Below are 16,943 nucleotides of genomic sequence, written 5' to 3' on the forward strand. Positions count from 1 at the left end.
GGCGGGACTGCCGGCCGCCCGGGGCCCGGAGGGCGGCGCCGGCGGCGGGGACGGCGGGCGGCGGCGGGCGCGCCGCCCGTATGGAGCGTTCATGGGAACGCAACATCTTCTTCACCTGACCGCGTTTTTGTCATGGATCTGACCCAAATGTTGCATGTGTCTCCTGGTCGCGCGATAGTTTGGAGAACGCTCAACGCGCGGCGGCGGAGGGGGGACATTGGAGGCGGCACACGGGGCCACGGGGGACCCGGCGGAATTAGTCGAATCGTGTCGTGATTTAATCCTCAACGAATTCGAATCAGCCCTTCAGACCGCCGGTAACGTCGTCTTCGCAGATCAGAGCGCGCGCGAGCTCGCGCTCTCCACCGCCCGTCAGGTGCTCGACGACGTGGCGGCCACGCTCCGTGCCGGAAAGGTGCAGGTGGGCGAGCTCTATCAATTTCACGCGCGCGAGGTGGGAAACGCGCGGGCCGCGGGCGGCGTCCATCCCAAAGCCTCACTTGAGGCGGGCTCACTTTTCTTCCGTGCGGCGTTGCGGCATTTGACCCGGGGGCTGGCGGACGCGTACGACTCGCCCGCCGACCTGATCACGCTGGCCGTCAGCGGCATGGAGGAGAGCCTGTCCCGGCGCGTGCGCGAGTCGGCCGACAGCTACCACAGCTTCCTGCTCAACCAGGTCCACGAGGCCCAGGACGACGAGCGCCGCCGCATCGCCCGCGAGCTGCACGACCGCATCGGCCACGGCGTCAGCGTCGCCCACCAGCAGCTCGCGCTGTCGGAGGTATACCGTCCGGTGGACGCCGCCCGCGCCGCCGCCAAGATCAGCCTCGCCCAGCAGGCCGTCCAGGAGACGATGGAGAACCTGCGCCAGATCACCTCCGAGCTGCACCCGCAGGTCCCGGTCAAGAGCCTGGAGAAGGCGCTGCTCGGCTTCATCGAGACCGTCGAGGACGACGTGGTCTCCGTCGGGCTCGACGTGAGCGGCGACGAGTCGTGGGCCCCGCCGCGCGTCCTCGACGAGGCGTTCCTCATCGTCCGCGAGGCCGTGCGCAACGCGCTCGGCCACGGCCGCCCCAAGCTCGTCGTGGTCCGGGTGAACATCGCCCCGCACGAGCTGTCGGCCTCCGTCCAGGACAACGGCCACGGCTTCGACCCTGCCCGGGCCCGCGAGCACGACGGCGTCGGCCTCACCTCCATGCGCGAGCGCGCCGAACTGCTCGGCGGCCGGGTGCTCATCTCCAGCGAGCCGGGCCGGGGCTGCCTGGTCCAGCTCTTCGTCCCACTCAAGAGGCGGCCCGGTGGACAGCGCGACGCCTGACACCCGGATCTCCGTGGTCCTGGTCGACGATCACGCCCTGTTCCGGGAGGGCCTGCGGGAGATCCTGGAGTCGGTCGGCGACATCAGCGTGGCCGGGGAGGCCGGCGACTCCGCCACCGCCGTGCGCGTGGTCGCCGAGACGCTGCCCGACGTGGTGCTGCTCGACGTGGAGATCCCCGGCGACGAGGTGACCGAGACCGTCGGCCGCATCCGCGCGCTCTCGCCGGAGACCGGCATCATCATCCTCAGCATGTACGACGGCCCGCACCTGCTCACCCGGCTGCTGGCCGCCGGCATCCGCGGCTACCTGCTCAAGAGCGTGCACCGGCACGAGCTGATCTCGGCCGTGCGCAGCGTCCACGAGGAGCCGTCGCGGCTCGTGCTGGCCGTCTCCCGCAGCAGCCTGGCCCGCGTCGAGGCGCCCTCGACCGGCGTGCTGTCGGACAAGGAGCTGGAGGTGCTGCAGCTGGCCGCGCAGGCGCTCAGCAACAACCAGATCGCCCGCCGGCTCGGCCTGGCCGAGGCGACGGTCAAGCGCCACATGCGCAACATCTTCGTCAAGCTGAACGCCGCCTCCCGCATCGACGCCGTCAACAAGGCCCTGGCCGCCTCGCTCATCCCGCCTCAGAGCAGGGGCGGCGACGACTGACCCGACGGGCAGGCCGGGAAGAGCTCCGCCAGCGCGTCGCGGGTCGCCGACGGCACCTCGACCGACGAGGCCGCCAGGTTCATCTCCAGATGCACCGGGTCGCGCGTGCTCGGGACCGGCACCACGTAGTCGCCCTGCGCCAGCAGCCAGCTCAGCGCGAGCCGGCCGGCCCCCACGTCGAGCCGGGCGGCCATCGCCTCCAGCGACTTCAGCTGCGGCGCGCACGCCTCGCGCTGCTCGGCGTCGAAGCGCGGATCGGCGTGCCGCCAGTCGCCCGGCCCGAGCGCCGGGCGTGACCCCATCCGGCCGGTGAGGAACCCGCGGCCCAGCGGCCGGGCGGCGACCACGGCGATGCCGAGCTCCCGCACGGTGTCGAGCAGCCCCTGCGACGGCCGCCGCCCCCACAGCGAGAACTCCACGGCGACCGCGCTGATCGGGTGCACCGCGTGCGCCCGCCGCACCTGCTGCGGGGTGCCGCCGGTCAGCCCCACATGGGCGATCTTCCCGGCCGCCACCAGCTCCGACAGCCGCTGCACGCCCGCCTCCACGGGCACGCGCTCGTCCTGGCAGTCGAGGTAGAACAGGCCGATGCGGCCGGTGCGCAGCCGCCTGAGCGAGGCGTCGCAGTCACGCTCCAGGGAGCCGGGCCGCCCGTCGGACTCCACGGTCCCGCGCGGGCCGTGACGGCGCACCCCGCCGCGCGTGGCCACCACCACGCCGTCGCCCCGGCGCGCGACCGCCTTGCCGATCATGCTCTCCACGTGGCCCGCGGCGTAGAAGCCCGCCGTGTCGAGAAAGGTCACGCCGGCGTCGAGCGCCGCCCGGAGCAGCCGGTCGGCGTCGGTGTCGCCGACGGGCCCGTAGGCGCCGGACAGGGCGAGCGAGCCGAGCCCGACGCCGGAGATAACCGGCCCCGACGGGCCGAGCCTCGTGTACCGCACGAATCCCCTTACATTCCGTCGCTTTCCACGTGTGCGCCTTCCTATCAAAAGGGGCTTCAAATCGCGTGGCAACCCCGTACTTCACAAAGTGTGGGATTGGTCAGTCAACCCCCGATGTGCCCCTGCGCATGATAGGGGACCTCCCGGCTTCCCGGCCACGCCGGAACCCCTGTCCCTACCCCAGAAAATCCGGCGACACCCATAAAGATGATTGGCCTTCCTTTCGGCCGCCCTGGACGGCGGCTAATGTGCCGGTTATACGGGGTGCGAGGAGGATTAGGTGATCGAGGAGATCCTGCCGGTGACGGTCAAGTCTTTCGACACCTTCACCGACCCGGCCGGCGTCATCCTCTTCCCGGAGGAGGCCGCGCTGGTGCGCCGCGTGGCCGTCAAGCGCCGGGCCGAGTTCACCACCGCCCGCGACTGCGCTCACCGGGCCATGCGGCGGCTCGGCCTCGACCCCGTCCCGATCCTCAGCGGCTCCTACGGCGAGCCGCTCTGGCCGCCCGGCGTCATCGGCAGCATCACCCACTGCGCCGGCTACCGGGCCGCCGCCGTCAGCGCCGAGCCCGGCGCCGTCGGCATCGACGCCGAGCCCGACGCGCCGCTGCCGCCCGGGGTGCTGGAGGTCGTCTCCGTCCCCGGCGAGCGCGACATGCTGCGCCGCCTGGCCGAACGCCACCCGCGCACGAGCTGGGACCGGCTGCTGTTCAGCGCCAAGGAGTCCGTCTACAAGGCGTGGTTCCCGCTGGCCGGGCGCTGGCTCGACTTCCAGGACGCCGTGGTCAGCGTCGACCCGCTGCGCGGCACGTTCCGGGCCGAGCTGCTGGTGCCGGGGCCGCGCTGGATGGGCCGCCCGCTCACCGGGTTCAGCGGCAGGTGGCGCACCGGCGGCGGGCTCATCGTCACCGCCGTCGCCGCGATCGCCGCCGCGCACACCGTCCCGCCGGCCGTCCCGCCCGCCCGCGGTCACGAGAGCACGCTGCGATGAGGTTCGGCGTCGTGCTCATCGCCGAGGACTGCTCCAGGAACGCCTGGGTGACCCGGTGCCGCCGCGCCGAGGCGCTCGGCTACGACGTGATCGCCGTGCCCGACCACCTGAACCTGCTCGCGCCGTTCCCCACCGCGCTGCTCGCCGCCGAGGCCACCGAACGGCCGCTCATCGGCACGTACGTGCTCAACGCCTCCTTCCACCGGCCCGCCCTGCTCGCCCGCGACGTCGTCACGCTCGACCGGCTCATGGACGGGCGGCTGGAGCTCGGGCTCGGCACCGGCTACGTGCGCGCCGAGTTCGAGGCGGCCGGGCTGCCGTTCGGCGCGGGCGCCCGTGCGCGCACGCTGGAAAGGCTCGTCGCCGAGCTCGACCGGCTGCTGGACCGCAAGCGCCCGCCCCTCATGATCGGCGGGCACGGCGACCGGGTGCTCGCCCTGGCCGCCCGCACCGCCGAGATCGTCAGCTTCACCGGCGCCCCCTACCGGCCCGAGTACGGCAGGACCGCGCTCGTCGACGCCGCCACGCTGCTGGAGCGGGTCGCGCACGTGCGCGCCGAGTCGGCCGGGCGGGCCGCGCCGCCGGAGCTCAACGTGCTGTCCAAGGCCACCGTGCTGACCCGCGACCGCCGCGCCGGGCTGGAGGGCCTGCGCCGCTACGCCCCCGACCTCACCACCGCCCAGCTCCTGGACGTGCCGACGCTGTTCGCCGGCACCCCGGCCCAGATCGCCGAGCAGGTCAGGCGCGACCGGGAACGGTTCGGCTTCACCTACGTCACCGTGATGGACTCCGCGATGGAGGACTTCGGCGAGGTCATCGCGCACCTCCGCTGACCGGCTCGCTCGCCAGCCCGTGCAGGCAGGCGTTCAGGCTGCGCGCCTGCACGTTCAGGTAGTAGCTGTGCCGCAGCAGCGCGTCGAGCTGGTGCAGCGCGAGCCAGCGGAAGGACGGGTGGCCGGGCAGCGGGTCCTCGTCCGTCTCCACCACCAGATAGCGGTTGCGCGCGTGGAAGAAGCGCCCGCCCTCCTCCGACAGGACGGTGTCGTAGCGCACCCGCTCCGGCGGCGCCGCGAGCACGTGCGCCAGCAGCGGCGGCCGGGCCGACGCCGGCAGGTGGTCGTAGTTGCCCGGCGTGCACTGCACGGTCGGGGCCAGCTCCACCACGTCGGTGTAGCCGGGCTCGACACGGGCGTGCACCAGCGCGTGCAGCACCCCGCCGATCGGCCGGACGAGGAAGGCGACCAGCCCGGTGCCCACCGGCTCGATCATCGGCTGCGTCCACCGGTCGACCTCCCGGCCGCGCGCCTCCACGCGCACGCCGATCACGTCGAAGAACCTGCCGCTCTCGTGCGTGATGCGGCCCGCGTCCCGGTGCCAGCGGCGCAGCCGGTTCAGCGGCAGCGGGCTGGCCTGCACGTCCACCGTCGAACGGATGCCGCTCAGCCAGCTCAGCACCTCCTGCACGTCGTGCCGGGCGCCCGCCAGCGGGTCGCGCGAGCGGGCCAGCAGGCCGCCGAACCCGTCACCGCCGAACCCGCCGCCGCCCGGCTCGTCCAGCGCCGGCAGGCACGCCAGCACCGTCCGCGCGTCCATGTTGACCAGGTCCGGCACCGACAGCAGGTCGCGCACCAGCCGCAGTGGCAGCCACCGGAACCCCTCGGCCGCCGCCACCTCCTCGCCGACCTCCACGACCATGTTCCGGTTGCGCTTGCGGTAGAACCACGCGCCCTGCTCCGACTGGCGCACGTCGGCCAGCACCCGGCCGCGCCGCTCCCGGAAGAAGTCCAGGTACGGCACCGCCCGCCCCCGGTGCACGCCCGTGTAGTTGCTCCTGGTCGCCTGCACGGTGGGGGAGAGCTGCGGCCCGTCGACGTTGCCCGGCTCGTTCTTGGCCTGCATCAGCAGGTGCGGCACGCCGCCCGGCCGCTTGAGCAGGATGCCGAGGATGCCCGCTTCGGGCTGGTTGATGATGGGCTGCGTCCAGGCCGGCACCGCCCACCCGGGGCGGCGCACGTCCAGCCCCTCGACGGTGAAGAACCGGCCGCTGCGGTGGTGGATGTTGCCCGTCGCCGGGTCCTCGTGCCAGCCGGCCAGCTCCTCCAGGGGGAGCCGGGTCACGCTCATCGACGTGTGCCCGGCCATCTCGCGCAACCACTCGTGTACGTCGCTGATGGCAGGCTCCTCACAACGGTTTTCCCACCGCCGACGCTGCCACCGGCCACGCGAGCCGCTCAACCCCTGCCTTGCGCCCCCACCCCTGTCCCGCGCGAGGTCAGAGGATAGGGGTTCTGCACTGGGCCGCCGCATTCCTACCCTTCTAGGGTGGACGCCATGACCGATCACCGGGAAGTGCGGGCCAGTGACCACGACCGCGAGAGAGTCGCCGAGATGCTGCGCGTGGCCGTCAGCGAGGGACGCATCAGCCTGGAAGAGCTGAACGACCGCGTCGACCGCACCTACTCCGCCCGCACGCTGGGCGAGCTGGACGACGTCGTGGCCGACCTGCCGCACCCCGGCCCGCCGTCCGCGGCGGTCGCGGCGACCGCGGCGCTGCCCGCACCCGTGGGCGGCGCGTTACAGCTGCACACGACCAGCGGCAAGCTCGCCCAGGTGGGCCGCTGGAGCGTGCCCGCCTACCTGAGCGCCAAGGCGGGCCGGTGGGGCAAGGTGCGCGTCGACTTCACCCGGGCCGACTGCCCGCACCGGGAGGTGCGGCTCGACATCGAGATCACCTCCTGGTTCGGCGACATCACCGTGGTGGTGCCGCGCGGCTGGATCGTCCGGGACGAGGAGGTCGTCCGCCGGTGGATGGGCGCCGTCTACAACCGCCCGCCCGTGCCGCTCGCGCCCGACGGCGTGACCGTGCGGCTCACCGGATACGTGCAGACCGGCGACGTCTGGGTGCGCTATCGCCGGGACACCGACTAAGGAGGAGCGCATGGCGTGCCGGATCTGCTCGGGCCGTCTCCACCCTTTCGCCGACTTCGGCCGCCAGCCGGTCTCCGACGCCTTCGTCCTCCCCGCCGACCCCGGGGAGGAGTTCTTCTTCGACCTGGCCGTCGGCGTGTGCGAGAGCTGCGCCATGGTGCAGCTCCTGCACGAGGTGCCGCGCGAGCGGATGTTCCATGACGGCTACCCGTACCTGTCGTCCGGCTCCGCCGTGATGCGCGAGCACTTCCGCGCCCTGGCCGGGCGGCTGCTCGCCACCGAGCTGACCGGGCCCGACCCGTTCGTCGTCGAGCTGGGCTGCAACGACGGCACCATGCTGGCCACGATCGCCGCCGCCGGCGTCAGGCACCTCGGCGTCGAGCCGTCCGGCGGCGTCGCCGACCTGGCCGCCGCCCGCGGCGTGCGGGTGCGCAAGGACTTCTTCGAGGCCGCCACCGCCGCGAGCATCCGCGCCTTCGACGGGCCCGCGGACGTCGTCTACGCCGCCAACACCCTGTGCCACATCCCCTACCTCGACTCGATCATGAAGGGAGTCGCCACGCTGCTGCGGCCCGGCGGCGTGTTCGTCTTCGAGGACCCGTACCTCGGCGACGTCGTCGAGCGCGCCTCCTTCGACCAGATCTACGACGAGCACTTCTACCTCTTCTCCGCCACCTCCGTGCGCGCGATGGCCCGCCGCCACGGCTTCGAGCTCGTCGACGTCGAACGGCTGCCCGTGCACGGCGGCGAGGTCCGCTACACGCTCGCCCGCGAGGGCGCCAGGACCCCCACGGCCGCCGTGGCCGAGCTGCTGGTCGCCGAGGAGGCCGCCGAGCTGGCCGCCCCCGCGACGCTCTCCGCCTTCGCCGGCCGCGTCGCCGGCATCCGCGACGGCCTCGTGGACCTGCTGACCGGCCTGCGCGCGCGGGGTGCCACCGTGTACGGCTACGGCGCCACCGCCAAGAGCGCCACCGTGCTCAACTACTGCGGCATCGGCCCCGGCCTCGTCCCGCTGATCTGCGACACCACCCCGGCCAAGCAGGGCAGGCTCACGCCCGGCTCGCACATCCCCGTCCTCGGCCCGGAGGCGTTCGCCGACCCGTACCCCGACTACGCGCTGCTGTTCGCCTGGAACCACGCCGAGGAGATCATGGCCAAGGAGACGGCGTTCCGCGACGCGGGCGGCTCCTGGATCCTGTACGTGCCGGACGTCTACCTCGTCAGGGGATGACCCGTGCGCCACCGTGAGCTCGCCGTGACCGGCGCCTTCGCCTTCGAGCCCGACGTCTACCCCGACCGGCGCGGCAGCTTCGCCTCCCCCTACCAGGAGAGCGCGTTCGCCGCCGCGGTGGGCCGCCCGCTGTTCGCCGTCGCCCAGGCCAGCCGCAACGTCTCCCGGCGCGGCGTCGTGCGCGGCGTGCACTACACGCTGGTCCCGCCCGGCACCGCCAAGTACGTCTTCTGCGCCGGCGGCCGGGCTCTGGACATGGTCGTCGACCTGCGCGACGGCTCGCCCACGTTCGGCCGCTGGGACGCGGTCGAGCTCACCGCGGGCAACGGCCGGGCCGTCTACCTGCCGCCGGGTGCCGGGCACGCGTTCGCCGCGCTGGAGGACGACACCGTCATGTGCTACCTGCTGTCGTCGGAGTACCGCGCGGCCGACGACCTCACGCTGTCGGTCCTGGACGAGGACCTGGCGCTGCCGCTGCCGGCGGGGGAGACGCCGCTGCTGTCGGAGCGCGACGCCGCCGCCCCCACCCTGGCCGAGGCGGCGGCGCTCGGGCTGCTGCCCCGCTACGCGCCCGCTACAGCACCTTCAGCAGCGCCGCGATGACCCGGTCCTGCAGCTCCACCGGCAGCGACGGGTACATCGGCAGCGAGAAGATCTCCCCGGCCAGCGCCTCGGTCACCGGCAGGCTGCCCGCCCCGTGACCCAGATGCGCGAACCCCGACATCGTGTGGACCGGCCACGGGTAGCTGACGTTGAGCTGGATGCCGAAGCCGCGCAGCGCCTCCAGGATCTCGTCCCGGCGCGGGTGGCGCACCACGTACAGGTAGTAGGCGTGCTCGTTGCCCGGCGCCGTCTCCGGCAGCACCAGCCCGGTGCCGGCCAGGGCCTCGGCGTAGCGGGCGGCGACCGCCCGGCGGCCGTCCACGTAGCGGTCGAGCCGGCGCAGCTTGCGGCGCAGGATCTCCGCCTGCACCTCGTCCAGCCGCGCGTTGTGGCCGGGCGTGCTCACCACGTAGTACGTCTTCTCCATCCCGTAGTAGCGCAGCCGCCGCAGCGCCCGCTCCACCTCCGGGTCGGAGGTGATCGTCGCCCCGCCGTCGCCGTAGGCCCCCAGCACCTTCGTCGGGTAGAACGAGAACGCCGCCGCGTGCCCCATCGAGCCGGCGACCCGGCCGTGGTGGCGGGCGCCGTGCGCCTGCGCGCAGTCCTCCAGGATCACCAGGTCGTGCTCGGCGGCCAGCCGCTCCAGCGGCTCCATCTCCACGCACTGCCCGTACAGGTGGACCGGCAGCAGGCAGCGGGTGCGCGGCGTGATCGCCGCCGCCACGCGCTCCACGTCCATCAGGTACGTGCCGGGGCGCATGTCGACGAAGACCGGGACGGCGCCCACGGCGTCGATGGCCACCACGGTCGGCGCCGCCGTGTTGGACACCGTGATCACCTCGTCGCCCGGCCCGACGCCCAGCGCCTGCAGCCCCAGCTTGACCGCGTTCGTCCCGTTGTCGACGCCGACGCAGTGGCGCACCCCGTGATAGGCGGCGAACTCCTCCTCGAACGAGCGCACGCTCTGCCCCAGCACGAGCTGCCCCGAGGCGAACACCGTCTCCACGGCGTCCAGGATGTCGGCTCGCTCGGATTCGTATTCGGGCAGATAATCCCAGACGCGCGTGACCATTCGTCCTCCTGCTGGCTCCGGCGGCCCCAGAATAAACAGCGGGGCCCCGATCGGGGGAACCCCTAGAAAGCGCCGCGAAGGTGAGGGGGAAGCTAGGGGTGACCGATTCTCCCGCCCGTCCATAGATTGGGCAGCGCACGTAAATGCGCAATCATTGCGGGGAGGCCTCACATGACGGGGCGTTTTCTTTTCATGTGCCAGCCCGACCACGGACATGTCATTCCCGGCCTCGCGGTCGCGGCCGAGCTCGTCCGACGGGGCAACCAGGTCACCTATCTCACCTCGCCCGCCATGGCCGGGCTGGTGACGGGAGCCGGCGCCACCCTGCTCCCGTACGAGTCGATCTACCGGGACGTCGACCTGCGCAAGCTGGAGGACGACCCGCTCGGCCTGCTCTCGCTCTTCCTCGACGAGAGCGCGGCGATGCTCGCCGCCGCAGGCCCGGAACACCGGCCCGACGTGATCGTCTACGACGTGTCCGTCCTGCACGCCGGCCGCGTCCTGGCCAGGAAATGGGACGTGCCCGCCACGCAGTTCATCCCGGTGTTCGCCGCCAACGAGCACTTCTCCTTCCTCACCGCCGTCTACGCCGAGGACGGCGGCGGCGGGCCCGGCCCCGAGCTGCCCGGCTGGGTCGACGGCATGCTCGCCAGGACCCGCGACCTGGCCGCCGCCCACGGCGTCACCGCCGACCCGGCCGAGCTGTGGTGGCAGGTGCAGGACTCCAACGTGGTCGCGCTGCCGCGCGCCTTCCAGTACGCCGGCGACACCTTCGACGAGCGGTTCGCCTTCGTCGGCCCCTGCCTGGACGAGCGCCGCTTCCTCACCGGATGGCAGCCGCCGGGCGACGGCCTGCCGATCGCGCTGCTGTCCTTCGGCACCGTGCTCACCAGCCGCCCCGAGCTCGTCCGCACCTGCGTGCGCGCCTTCGCCGAACTGCCCTGGCGGACCGTCGTCACCCTCGGCGACGGCCTCGACCCCGCCGAGCTCGGCCCGCTCCCGCCCACCGTCGAGGCGCACCGCTGGGTGTCCCACCTCGACGTGCTGCGCCACGCCCGCGTCGCCGTCACCCAGGGCGGCATGGGCACCGCGATGGAGGCGCTGCACTGGGGCCGCCCCGCCGTCGTCGTCCCCGCCACCGCCATCGACCGGGTCAGCGCCCGCCGCATCGCCGAACTCGGCCTCGGCCGCACCCTCGACCCCGCCGCCCTCACCCCCGGACAGTTGGTCGAGACGGTCCTCGACGCCGCCGCCGACGAGACCATGCACCGGGCCGCCGCCGCGATGCGCCGCGAGATCGCCGCCGCCGGGGGCACCGCCCGCGCCGCCGACGTGCTCGAAAGCAGGCTGACCGCCTGATGGACACCGCCTTCGAGTTCCGTGTGCTCGGCCCGCTCACCGTCGTCAAGGACGGCGCCGAACTGCCCATGAGCGCCCACCGCGAGCTGGTCATCCTGGCCAGCCTGCTCCTCAACCCCAACCGCGTGATGAGCGTCGAACGGCTCGTCGAGGCCGTGTGGGCCGGATCCGCGCCCCGCAGCGCCTGGCGGCAGGTCGCCATCTGCGTGTCGCGGCTGCGCCGCACGCTCGGCGCCGGGCTCATCGAGACCTCCAGCCCCGGCTACCTGCTGCGCGCCGCCCCGGCCAGCATCGACTGGCTCCGCTTCCGCGACCTCGTCGGACAGGCCCGGGGCCGGGCCGACGCCGCCGCCCGGGAGGACGCCGTCCTGCTGCTGCGCGACGCGCTCGCCCTGTGGCGCGGGCAGCCGTTCGAGGACATCCGCGGGCTGCGCTACGACGCCGCCCGGATGGCCGAGTCACGGCTGGAGGCGCTGGAGACCTGCCTGGAGCTGGAGATCGAGCTGGGCCGCCACCACCAGGTGATCCCCGAACTGCTCGCCCTCGTCGCCGAATCGCCCTTCCGCGAGCGCGTCCGCGCCCAGCTCATGCTCGCCCAGTACCGGGCCGGCCGCCGCGCCGACGCGCTGCGCACCTACCAGGAGACCCGCCGCTACCTGCTGGAGCAGATCGGCCTCGAGCCCGGCCCCGCGCTGCGGCGGCTGCACGAGCAGATCCTGCGCGACGAGTCCGCCCTCATGCGCCCGCCCGCCGCCCCGGCCTCCGCCCGGCCGGCCGGCCGCGTCGTGCCGTGCCAGCTCCCGCCGCGCGTCCTGCCGTTCGTCGGCCGCGAGGCCGAGCTGGTCGCCCTCGACGCGATCCTCGGCTCCGCCCGCGCCCCCGGCCCCATGGTGCTCAGCGGGCCCGCGGGCGTCGGCAAGACCACCCTGGCCGTGCACTGGGCGCACCGCCGCCTCGACCGCTTCCCCGACGGGCAGCTCTACGCCGACATGGGCGGCACCGGGCCCGGCCCGGTCCTGGACCGGTTCCTGCGCGCCCTCGGCGCTCCCGACCTGCCTGCCGACCCGGCCGAGAAGCTCGCCCTCTACCGGAGCTGCACCGCGCGCCGGCGCGTCCTCGTCGTGCTCGACGGCGCCGAGAGCGCCGACCAGGTGCTGCCGCTGCTGCCCGGCGGGCCCGGCTGCCGCGTCATCGTCACCAGCGCCGACGCGCTCGACGACCTCGTCGCCCGGCAGGGCGCGCACCGGGCGTTCCTGCGGCCCCTCGCCGACGAGGCCGCCACCCGCCTGGCCGACCTGCTCGTCGGCGCGGCCCTCGGCCCCCAGGCGGTCGCCGACCTGGTCGGCACTTCGGGCGGCAACCCGCTGTCCCTCCGGCTCGGCGCCGCCCGCCTCCGCTCCAGCGCCGCCGCCTGACGCCCCGGCCCCGCGGCTCACCGTCCGTGCCCCAGCACCCCGGCCAGCGCCTCCGCGAGGGCCCGCGCCGACGCCGGGCCCGCCGCGGACCGCCAGGCGACATGCCCGTCCGGCCGCACCAGCACCGCCCCCTCCGGGCCGACCCCGTACTCCTTGGCCCACGTCGCGGACACGTACGGGGCCCGGGCCGATCCCCCCGCGTCCGGCGGCGCGGCGAGGTCGTCGGGGGCGACCTCCACCACCGAGAGGGAGGCGGTGAGGTGGGCGGACGCCGCGAGCCAGCCGCTGCCCGACGGGGTGAGCAGGGTGAAGCGGGGGCCGAGCAGGTCCAGGGTCGACAGGCGGCCGCCGGGGCCGGACAGCCAGACGTGCGGCGCCCGGTGCCCGGGACGCGCGGCGGGGACGTACGTGCGGTACGGGTCGGCGGGGGCGGGCGGCGCGGTGCCGTCGGGCAGCACGGCGGCGGAGTCGTAGGCGAACCCCAGCACCAGGCCCTCGTTGCTGCGCCGCCCGGCCTGCCGCTCGATCGCCTCCCGCATCGACAGCCGCCCCTCCATCATCTCGAAGGTGATCAGCGCGTTGTTCAGGCTCTCGTCCACGGTACGGACGGCCACGGGCCGGCGCTCGGCCTCGTAGGTGTCCAGCAGCGCCTCGCCCGCGGCGCCGCGCAGCACGGCGGCGAGCTTCCAGGCCAGGTTGTGCGCGTCCTGGATGCCGCAGTTCATGCCGAACCCGCCCTGCGGCGTGGCCACGTGCGCGGCGTCGCCCGCCAGGAAGACGGGCCCGGCGCGGAAGGCGGCGGCGACCTTGGCCTGCTGCAGCCACGGCATCACGCCGAGCAGCGTGACCGGCAGGTCCGGGACGCCGACGGCCGCGCGCACCGCCGCCAGGCACACCTCCTCGGTGAAGTCCGCCGGGCTGCCGCCCAGCTCGGGCTCGTAGCCGGTCTGCACCATCCAGCGCCGTTCGTGGTCCACGGCCTCCACGGCGCACGGCGGATCGCGCAGGAACGACAGCGCGGCCCGCCGGTCGGGCGGCAGGAAGCCCAGGTCGGCCTCGAACATGATGCTGATCATGTGCCCGAGCGGCGGGGGGCCCTCGACGGCGATGCCGAGCGCGTCACGCACGCCGCTGCGGCTGCCGTCGGCGGCGACCACGTACCGGCAGGTCACGGACGTCTCGCGGCCGCTCTCGTCGCGCAGGCCCGCCGTCACGCCGCCGGGGCCGGGCCGCAGGCCGGTCATGGTGACGCCGAACCGGATGTCGGCGCCGGGCAGCGACTCGGCGTGGCGGCGCAGGATCACCTCCAGCCGGTCCTGCGAGCACAGGAACGTGTACGTGGGGCTCTGCGGGGCGTCGCGGTCCAGCTCGGCGGCCGAGCGGACGAAGTCGGGCGCGGTCAGGGAGCTGCCGACGCCCACCGCCAGGTACTCCTCGCGGGGCATGCCGGCGCGCTCGACCTCCTCCTGGAGGCCCCAGGAGCGCAGCAGCTCCATCGTCCTGGTGGTGATCAGGCGGGCCTTGGGGAAAATCGCCGTGCCCGCGTGCCTTTCCACCAGGAGCACTGATATTCCGTGGCGGGCGAGCTCAATGGCGGCGCACAGCCCGACGGGCCCGCCACCGACGACCAGAACTTCCGCATTGAGCTCATTCATGGCCCCAGAGTCATATATCGCGATTATTCAGGTCAATGCGCAGATATCTGCGTGATACAGGGGTGATATCGGGGCTTAGTAGCTTATGGGGAGAAGATCCAGTTGATCGATCCGGTGATTATCGAATTCCTGGAGAGATGATGCTCTTTGCCCCAGGATCCGTGGCCGTGGTGACGGGCGGGTCGCGCGGCATCGGCCGGGCCGTCGCCCTCGACCTGGCCCGCGAGGGCGCCCACGTCGTCGTGAACTACGCCCGCTCCGAGCACGACGCCAAGGAGGTCGCCGGCCTGATCACGGCGGAAGGCGGCAGCGCCGCCGCCGTACGCGCCGACGTCACCGACGAGGACGAGGTCAAGCGCCTCTTCCGCGACGTCCGCGCCGAACACGGCCGCCTCGACGTGCTCGTGACCAGCGCCGGAGTGACCCTGGACCGCTACCTCATCGCGATGAGCCTGGAGCAGTTCCGCACCCCCGTGGACACCAACCTCGTCGGCACCTTCCTCGCCTGCCGCGAAGCGCTCAAGATCATGCAGCACCAGCGGAGCGGGTCGATCGTGACGATCTCCTCCTCCAGCGGCCTCGACGGCGGCTTCCCCGGCCAGACCAACTACGTGGCGTCCAAAGGCGCGATCATCGCCTTCACCCACGCGCTGTCCAACGAGGCCGCCCCGCACGGGGTCCGCGCCAACGTCGTCGCCCCCGGCTTCGTCTCCACCGACATGACCCGCAAGGTGCCCGCCGACATCAAGAAGCGGTACGAGTCGCGCATCCGCCTGGGCCGCATGGGCCGCCCCGAGGAGATCGCCGCCATCGTCAGCTTCCTCGCCTCGGACAAGGCCTCGTACATGTCCGGCTCAGTGGTCGTCGCGCACGGCGGCGGCCTGCAGTGACCCGCCCCGACCAGCAGCAGCCCGGCGCACAAGGAGAACCCATGACCATCGACGAACTGCGGGCCAGGGCCGCGCAGCGGCAGCAGACCTGCAGCCAGATCAAGAAGATGATCGTCTCGCGGCTCGACCTGGAGATCGAACCCGGCTGGATCACCGACGACCAGCCCCTGTTCGGCCGCGGCCTCGAACTCGACAGCCTCGACGTGCTCGAACTGTACGTCGCCATCGAGGCCGAGTTCGGCGTCGCGCTCTACGACAGCGACATGGCCGTGTTCGGCTCGGTGTCCCGCCTCGCCGACGAGGTCGACCCCAGCCTGCGGGCCACGGCATGACGGTCGCCGAACAGGCGCCGCCCGTCTCCGGGCTGAACCACGACCAGATCCGCGCCGTCCTGCCGCACCGCTGGCCGATGCTGCTCCTCGACCGCGTCGGCAAGGTCGTCCCCGGCGTCAAGGGCACCGCCACCAAGAACGTCACCGGCACCGAGCTGTGGTTCCAGGGACACTTCCCCGGCGAGGCCGTCCTGCCTGGCGTCGTCATGGTCGAAGCCATGGCCCAGCTCGCCGGCGTCGTCTTCGCCCTGGCCGGCGCCAGCGAGATCAGCTACCTGGCGGGCGTCAGGGCGATGCGCTTCCGCCGCCCCGTCGTGCCCGGCGACCAGCTCGTGCTCACCGCCGAGCGCACCGGGGGCGGCGGCGGGTTCGCCGAATACCGGGTCTCGGCCCGCGTCGACGGCCAGATCGCCGCCGAAGGAAACCTCACCATCGCCGACCCGGCGAACCAACGTTCCGTGCGAAAGGTGTGAACATGGCAAGCGTCCTCGCGACCCGGCATCCGGAGGACACCGTCTACGGCCAGGTGGGCGACGTCACCGTACCGCTGCGCTTCTCCACCCTCGCGGGGGAGTACCAGGTGCTGCGCGAACGGGCGGCCGTGCTCGACCTCGGCGGGCACCGCCTCATCGAGATCACCGGCCCCGCCGCCGTGGACTTCGCCCAGCGGATCCTCGCCCGCGACGTGGAGTACCTGACCTCCGACCGCTGCATGATGAGCCTCGTCCTCGACGACTCCGGCCAGGTCGTCGACCAGGTCATCGCCTTCGGCAGGGAGGACGGCCTGCTCCTGGAGAGCTCCTGCGGCGCCGGCTCCAAGCTCCTGGACCACCTGAACGCCCACGCCGTCGACGGCGCCGAGATCACCGACCGCTCCGCCGAGCTGACCGTCATCGGCCTCGAAGGGCCCTACGCCTGGGGCGTCGTCGGCCGGCTCATCGACGGCGAGCTGGCCTCCCTGCCGTTCGAATCGGTCGTGGACGCCACCTGGGAGGACGTGGACATCGTCTTCGCCAGGACCGGCTACACCGGCGAGTACGGCTACCAGATGATCGTCCCGCGCGAGGCCGCGTCCCGCCTGTGGGCCGGAGCGCTGGAGCACGCCCAGGCCGCCGGGCAGGAGGCGCTGGAACTGGCCATGCTGGAGGTGCGCCAGCCGATCCCGCGCCACGAGGCCACCCCCGGCGCCACCGTGATCGAGATCGGCGCCAACTGGCTGGTCGACATCACCAAGGACGACTTCGTCGGACGCGACGCCGTGCTCGAGGCGTTCGAGAGCGGGGACGGGCGGCGCACGGTCGGCTTCACTGGCTGCGAAGGCGTCCCCGCGCCCGGCACCCGGGTGCTCGCCGGCGGCCAGGACGTCGGCGAGGTCGTCCACGCCGTCCACAGCACCGGCCTCGGCGCCACCCTCGGCCTGGCCCGCGTCGACCCCGAGCTCGCGGCGGCCGGACTGGACCTGACCGTCGGCGGCCTCGGCGTCACCACGCTGACCAGCCCGTACATCGTGCCCAAGAGCTGGAGCATCCCGATCATCTGATCGGCCGGTCACGCTGAGA

General features: G+C 73.2%; 18 protein-coding genes. 13 read left to right on the forward strand and 5 right to left on the reverse strand.

Annotated features, from left to right (window positions below; all coding sequences use genetic code 11):
- Positions 1 to 298: 298 nt before the first annotated feature.
- Positions 299 to 487 (reverse strand): hypothetical protein, encoded by a 189-nt coding sequence (locus KME80_RS29305; protein WP_219509608.1) that lies wholly within the window; start codon positions 485 to 487, stop codon positions 299 to 301.
- Between the two features lie 45 nt (positions 488 to 532).
- Here KME80_RS29305 and KME80_RS29310 point away from each other — a divergent pair, with 45 nt between their 5' ends.
- Together KME80_RS29310 and KME80_RS29315 are read left to right on the forward strand one after the other, a co-directional pair.
- Positions 533 to 1,318, forward strand: coding sequence for a sensor histidine kinase (locus KME80_RS29310; RefSeq protein WP_219509609.1), 786 nt, complete (start codon positions 533 to 535; stop codon positions 1,316 to 1,318).
- Entirely contained in the window at positions 1,299 to 1,967 is a 669-nt protein-coding gene (locus KME80_RS29315) for a response regulator transcription factor (RefSeq protein WP_219509610.1), read from the forward strand. The genes KME80_RS29310 and KME80_RS29315 overlap by 20 nt, the downstream gene beginning before the upstream one ends.
- Here KME80_RS29315 and KME80_RS29320 read toward each other — a convergent pair.
- Complete coding sequence (locus KME80_RS29320; protein ID WP_219509611.1) at positions 1,943 to 2,908, reverse strand: aldo/keto reductase; 966 nt, start codon at positions 2,906 to 2,908, stop codon at positions 1,943 to 1,945. The two genes, KME80_RS29315 and KME80_RS29320, sit on opposite strands and share 25 nt — an antisense overlap.
- A 280-nt stretch (positions 2,909 to 3,188) precedes the next feature.
- Here KME80_RS29320 and KME80_RS29325 point away from each other — a divergent pair, with 280 nt between their 5' ends.
- Positions 3,189 to 3,899 carry a 4'-phosphopantetheinyl transferase family protein gene (locus KME80_RS29325; RefSeq protein ID WP_219509612.1) on the forward strand — a complete coding sequence of 237 codons (711 nt, stop codon included), beginning with the start codon at positions 3,189 to 3,191 and terminating at the stop codon, positions 3,897 to 3,899.
- Positions 3,896 to 4,732, forward strand: a complete 837-nt coding sequence (locus tag KME80_RS29330) for a TIGR03621 family F420-dependent LLM class oxidoreductase (RefSeq protein ID WP_219509613.1) — start codon at positions 3,896 to 3,898, stop codon at positions 4,730 to 4,732. The genes KME80_RS29325 and KME80_RS29330 overlap by 4 nt, the downstream gene beginning before the upstream one ends.
- Here KME80_RS29330 and KME80_RS29335 read toward each other — a convergent pair.
- On the reverse strand, positions 4,713 to 6,206 hold the full coding sequence (locus tag KME80_RS29335) for an NDP-hexose 2,3-dehydratase family protein (protein WP_219509614.1): 1,494 nt from the start codon (positions 6,204 to 6,206) through the stop codon (positions 4,713 to 4,715). The genes KME80_RS29330 and KME80_RS29335 overlap by 20 nt on opposite strands.
- A gap of 24 nt (positions 6,207 to 6,230) precedes the next feature.
- Here KME80_RS29335 and KME80_RS29340 point away from each other — a divergent pair, with 24 nt between their 5' ends.
- The 3 genes from KME80_RS29340 to KME80_RS29350 are packed head-to-tail and all read left to right on the forward strand — an operon-like array spanning position 6,231 to position 8,661.
- Positions 6,231 to 6,827, forward strand: a complete 597-nt coding sequence (locus KME80_RS29340) for a DUF1707 SHOCT-like domain-containing protein (protein ID WP_219509615.1) — start codon at positions 6,231 to 6,233, stop codon at positions 6,825 to 6,827.
- A gap of 10 nt (positions 6,828 to 6,837) precedes the next feature.
- Positions 6,838 to 8,058, forward strand: a complete 1,221-nt coding sequence (locus KME80_RS29345; RefSeq protein ID WP_219509616.1) for a class I SAM-dependent methyltransferase — start codon at positions 6,838 to 6,840, stop codon at positions 8,056 to 8,058.
- A gap of 3 nt (positions 8,059 to 8,061) precedes the next feature.
- On the forward strand, positions 8,062 to 8,661 hold the full coding sequence (locus KME80_RS29350) for a dTDP-4-dehydrorhamnose 3,5-epimerase family protein (RefSeq protein ID WP_219509617.1): 600 nt from the start codon (positions 8,062 to 8,064) through the stop codon (positions 8,659 to 8,661).
- Here KME80_RS29350 and KME80_RS29355 read toward each other — a convergent pair.
- Positions 8,633 to 9,733, reverse strand: coding sequence for a DegT/DnrJ/EryC1/StrS family aminotransferase (locus tag KME80_RS29355; protein ID WP_219509618.1), 1,101 nt, complete (start codon positions 9,731 to 9,733; stop codon positions 8,633 to 8,635). The two genes, KME80_RS29350 and KME80_RS29355, sit on opposite strands and share 29 nt — an antisense overlap.
- A gap of 171 nt (positions 9,734 to 9,904) precedes the next feature.
- Here KME80_RS29355 and KME80_RS29360 point away from each other — a divergent pair, with 171 nt between their 5' ends.
- Positions 9,905 to 11,092 (forward strand): macrolide family glycosyltransferase, encoded by a 1,188-nt coding sequence (locus KME80_RS29360; RefSeq protein WP_246645971.1) that lies wholly within the window; start codon positions 9,905 to 9,907, stop codon positions 11,090 to 11,092.
- Positions 11,092 to 12,507 (forward strand): AfsR/SARP family transcriptional regulator, encoded by a 1,416-nt coding sequence (locus tag KME80_RS29365; protein WP_219509619.1) that lies wholly within the window; start codon positions 11,092 to 11,094, stop codon positions 12,505 to 12,507. The genes KME80_RS29360 and KME80_RS29365 overlap by 1 nt, the downstream gene beginning before the upstream one ends.
- Before the next feature lie 17 nt (positions 12,508 to 12,524).
- Here the strand turns inward: KME80_RS29365 and KME80_RS29370 are convergent, their stop codons facing one another.
- A complete protein-coding gene (locus KME80_RS29370; protein ID WP_219509620.1) occupies positions 12,525 to 14,162 on the reverse strand; it encodes an FAD-dependent oxidoreductase in 1,638 nt (545 codons plus the stop codon).
- Between the two features lie 161 nt (positions 14,163 to 14,323).
- Here KME80_RS29370 and fabG point away from each other — a divergent pair, with 161 nt between their 5' ends.
- The 4 genes from fabG to KME80_RS29390 are packed head-to-tail and all read left to right on the forward strand — an operon-like array spanning position 14,324 to position 16,924.
- A complete protein-coding gene (fabG, locus tag KME80_RS29375; protein WP_308125978.1) occupies positions 14,324 to 15,052 on the forward strand; it encodes a 3-oxoacyl-ACP reductase FabG in 729 nt (242 codons plus the stop codon).
- 41 nt (positions 15,053 to 15,093) lie between these two features.
- Positions 15,094 to 15,384, forward strand: coding sequence for an acyl carrier protein (locus KME80_RS29380; protein WP_219509622.1), 291 nt, complete (start codon positions 15,094 to 15,096; stop codon positions 15,382 to 15,384).
- Positions 15,381 to 15,857, forward strand: coding sequence for a 3-hydroxyacyl-ACP dehydratase FabZ (gene fabZ, locus KME80_RS29385; protein WP_219509623.1), 477 nt, complete (start codon positions 15,381 to 15,383; stop codon positions 15,855 to 15,857). Before KME80_RS29380 ends, fabZ begins: the two co-directional genes overlap by 4 nt.
- Positions 15,858 to 15,859: 2 nt before the next feature.
- Positions 15,860 to 16,924 carry an aminomethyl transferase family protein gene (locus KME80_RS29390; RefSeq protein ID WP_246645972.1) on the forward strand — a complete coding sequence of 355 codons (1,065 nt, stop codon included), beginning with the start codon at positions 15,860 to 15,862 and terminating at the stop codon, positions 16,922 to 16,924.
- The last annotated feature ends 19 nt before the right edge of the window (positions 16,925 to 16,943 follow it).

It is taken from the genome of Nonomuraea ceibae (assembly GCF_019396325.1).
GTDB classification, from domain to species: Bacteria; Actinomycetota; Actinomycetes; order Streptosporangiales; family Streptosporangiaceae; genus Nonomuraea; species Nonomuraea ceibae.